Here is a 3,779-nt window from a genome sequence, read left to right on the forward strand (position 1 = left end):
TTTGCAGGGCACATCCCTAGTGACAGGCCAGAGGATGCGCACGATGTTCTGGGAACCTTTCGCATTGTTTCTGACGAATCAGAAATGGCAAAGCTGCCGAAGAAACCGGATGAATTGAAGCGGATATTAACATCCCGACACGCGGTGTTGATGCAGCTGCGCCCGGATAAACTTCCAGGACGGTTTAAAGAAAAAAACAACCAGGCAGGGACAACCCTTTTCGTTGCCCCGGAATTGGTTGGAGGAACCCTTGAGAAGGGATTTGAAATCTATCGTTCTTTGGAGATTCCCTTCTCCCGCGCAGTGTTCATGATGTTTTTGATCAGCGAAATCCATCCCTTTACTGATGGAAACGGACGAACAGCACGCATTATGATGAATGCGGAGCTGGTAGCTACTGGAGAACAAAGGATTATCATTCCAACAGTATTCAGAAACAACTATCTCTCTTCTCTAAAGGTCCTGACTCATAATGGTGTGCCAGAACCAATTATCCGCACCCTGGATTTTGCTCAGAGATACACTCGCAGTGTGAACTGGGATGATTTTGAAGAAGCCAGACGGCAACTAAACCTGACAAATGCCTTTCTCGACCCAAACGAGGCTGACGAGATAGGAAAACGCCTTGTGCTCTATCAGGGAGGTTAGGAAAGGAGCCTGATTATCACACAATTGACGACCCGGACGGGATTTTCTGGTAATGCAGCATTTATCTGCATCTGGCTGATGACTCGGCCTTTTCGGGCCATCAAGAGTAAATAACGGTGCCTATGAAAAAATCGAACAAGAAAAAACCGACATGGAGTGACCTCAAGCGCCAGCTTGCTGACCTCGACCGACCGGCGCTGCTCGGCCTGATCCAGGATCTCTACGCCGCCAAAAAGGAAAATCAGGCTTTTCTCCATGCCCGTTTCGATCTCGTTGACGATGTGCTTGAACCCTACAAATCGACAATTGATCGTTGGGTTTTTCCGGATGTGATGTGTAACCAGGATTATTCTGTCGCCAAGGCTAAAAGGGCAATCTCCGATTATAAAAAAGCTGTTGGGCGCCCGGAGGGGATTGCCGAGTTGACGGTGTTCTACTGCGAATCCTGTACAGATATGCTCGGCAGTTGTGGTATGGACGATGAGGGCTATTTTGATGCCTTGGTGAGGATGTTTGAACAGGCGTTAAGGACGATTTTGGTGCTTGATACCCGCCAGCAAGACGTCCTTATTGAGCGACTTGAGCGCGTCAGGCATGAAGGTCACAACTGGGGTTGGGGTGTTGGTGATGATATGGATGATTTAATGGCGAAGTATGGATTTGGCGAGGAGTAACCAAGGGCTGAATGACCAAGATGAACTGTGTTTGTTGCGCGATGAGAACGCCCGCCTCAAGAACCTGCTGATCCAGCACGGTATTCCCTGCGAAGAACCGACTATCTCTGAACCCGCTCCCGCCTCAACGCAATCCGTATCAGTCCCAGCACATCTCACTACCGATACCAAGATCACCCTGTTCCGTCGTCTATTCAGGGGACGTGAGGATATATACCCCCAGCGGTGGGAGTCGGTCAAAGGCAAGACCGTTACCGCCGCCACCCTGATCGCTCGGCGCAAGGTCAGCACACTGGTACTGATGCATCGCACCGAGCTGATGCGCCAGTGGCAGGAGCGGTTGACGGGATTTCTTGAGTTCCCAAAAGGATGCCTGGGAGTCATCGGTGGCGGCAAGAAGAAGCCTTCCGGCATGATCGACATTGCCGTTATACAGTCGCTTTCACGACGAGAAGACCTAGATACACTGCTCGACCAGTACGGACAGATCATCATCGACGAATGTCACCACCTGTCGGCCGTCTCTTTCGAGGCAATTCTCAAACAAGCCAAGGCGAAATTTATTGTGGGTCTGACCGCCACGCCGATACGGCGAGACGGTCATCAGCCGATTATCTTCATGCAGTGCGGGCCGATACGGCACAGCGCAGCTAAACCGGAAACCGCCCCGGCACGACTGGAAGTATGGCCGCAAATGTTGCCCGCGCCAGAGATCCCGCCGAATTCACCGATTCAGGAGGTGTTCCGCATCCTTGCCAACGATGCGAAGCGCAACCAACGCATCGCCGGAAATGTCCTGGCCGCCTATCGGGAAGGACGCAAGGTGTTGGTGCTCACCGAGCGCACAGATCATCTACCGCTGTTGCAGGCGGCGCTGGAGAACGAGATTGAACACTGCTTTGTTCTCCATGGACGCTTGTCGAAAAAACAGCGGACGGCGGTCATTGCGGAACTGGATGTATTGGAGGAGTCTGCACCCAGGGTTTTGCTTGCCACCGGCCGCCTTATTGGTGAAGGTTTCGACCACCCTCCACTCGACACGCTGGTGTTGGCCATGCCGATCTCTTGGAAGGGAACCTTGCAGCAATACGCAGGGCGCCTGCACCGAGAACACGCCGAGAAGCAGGATGTGCGCATCTATGACTATGTTGAGGTTGATCAGCTTCAGCTTTCCCGCATGTGGGACAAACGCCAGCGCGGTTATCGGGCCATGGAGTACGAGATCAAACAGATGGAGACCGATATTTTAGAAGACGGCCGGACGATAAAATAGTGCAACTTCGTATTTGAGTGCGGTTGTTCCAGAAAAAAGTGAATATCAGAACCTATGTGCGACTGACCGTGGTTCAGAGCATTTTACACTGCTGGGCGCTTTACAAAAATAAAATCAAATCGAGGCAATAGTAGGCCGAACCTTCTCTTCACCACCGCTTTTCGCAACCAGTGAAGCAACCTGTCCTAGAATTCACGGTTTTTCGGACGCAAATAGCCCCCAATGGACGATCCCAGTGATTTTCTCATAATGCGCTCTATTTACGACACCCGTCGGTATTGCTTCCGCAACCACTAATCTTTAAGTTCGATTAGTCAGACTGGCAAAGACTGTCATATATTGCTTGTATTGATTTCCGGCAATAAAAGGCTTTTGACGACTACTGTGCGAAAAAAAATTCTTTCGTCTCGTTGACACCCGACACGTTACGGGGTACGGTTACAAAATGATTCGCAGCTTCAAACACAAAGGTTTGGCCAAATTCTTCAAGTCCGGCAGCACCGCAGGGATTCAGGTCATTCATGCTAAGAGGCTTCGACTTATTCTCGGTCGGCTGAATGCAGCGTCAGATGCCAAAGATATGGATCTACCTGGCCTTCGATTGCATGAACTCTCGGGAAATCGAACCGGAATTTGGTCAGTGACAGTCAGTGGTAACTGGCGAGTGACGTTTCGGATTGAGAACGGAGATGCCGAGATAGTCAATTATGAGGATTACCATTAAAGGAGTTTTTTATGTTGATGCACAATCCACCCCACCCTGGTGAAGTATTGCGCGAGCTTTGCTTGGATCCCCTTGGTCTGACAGTTACGGCGGCGGCTGAAGCGTTGGGGGTAAGCCGGAAAACTTTGAGTGCTGTGCTTAACGGCAAGGCTGGTATTAGTCCCGAGATGGCTATACGGCTTTCTATTGCGTTTGATACTTCGGCAGAAAGTTGGCTGAACCAGCAGTCTCAATATGAACTCTGGCATGCTGAGCAGTATCGTAAAGAGCTAAGGGTTAAAAAGCTTGTCGCAGCCTGAGGTAGCATACTTCTGTTGCCAACTTCATCGTTACACTGCAGTCTATCACCGGTGATACTGAGCATTAAAAAATCAGCTTACCCCAAAAATACGACCATAAAATCACGAAAATCTCGCTTGGCTATCCGAGCAGAAATTTTCTGGCAATCCAGGGTTTGTAG

General features: G+C 50.4%; 5 protein-coding genes. All 5 read left to right on the forward strand.

What is annotated here, in order from left to right; genetic code table 11:
- Positions 1-648, forward strand: a 648-nt coding sequence (locus AC6F7T_RS03115; protein ID WP_500716511.1) for a Fic family protein, incomplete at its 5' end; no start/stop codon positions are given.
- Positions 649-770: 122 nt separating this feature from the next.
- On the forward strand, positions 771-1,322 hold the full coding sequence (locus AC6F7T_RS03120; RefSeq protein ID WP_500716512.1) for a hypothetical protein: 552 nt from the start codon (positions 771-773) through the stop codon (positions 1,320-1,322).
- Positions 1,303-2,595, forward strand: coding sequence for a DEAD/DEAH box helicase family protein (locus AC6F7T_RS03125; RefSeq protein WP_500716513.1), 1,293 nt, complete (start codon positions 1,303-1,305; stop codon positions 2,593-2,595). The genes AC6F7T_RS03120 and AC6F7T_RS03125 overlap by 20 nt, the downstream gene beginning before the upstream one ends.
- A gap of 445 nt (positions 2,596-3,040) precedes the next feature.
- Entirely contained in the window at positions 3,041-3,319 is a 279-nt protein-coding gene (locus tag AC6F7T_RS03130) for a type II toxin-antitoxin system RelE/ParE family toxin (RefSeq protein WP_500716514.1), read from the forward strand.
- Positions 3,320-3,330: 11 nt separating this feature from the next.
- A complete protein-coding gene (locus AC6F7T_RS03135) occupies positions 3,331-3,618 on the forward strand; it encodes a HigA family addiction module antitoxin (protein WP_500716515.1) in 288 nt (95 codons plus the stop codon).
- Positions 3,619-3,779 lie beyond the last annotated feature (161 nt).

It is taken from the genome of Pelovirga sp., assembly GCF_059864205.1.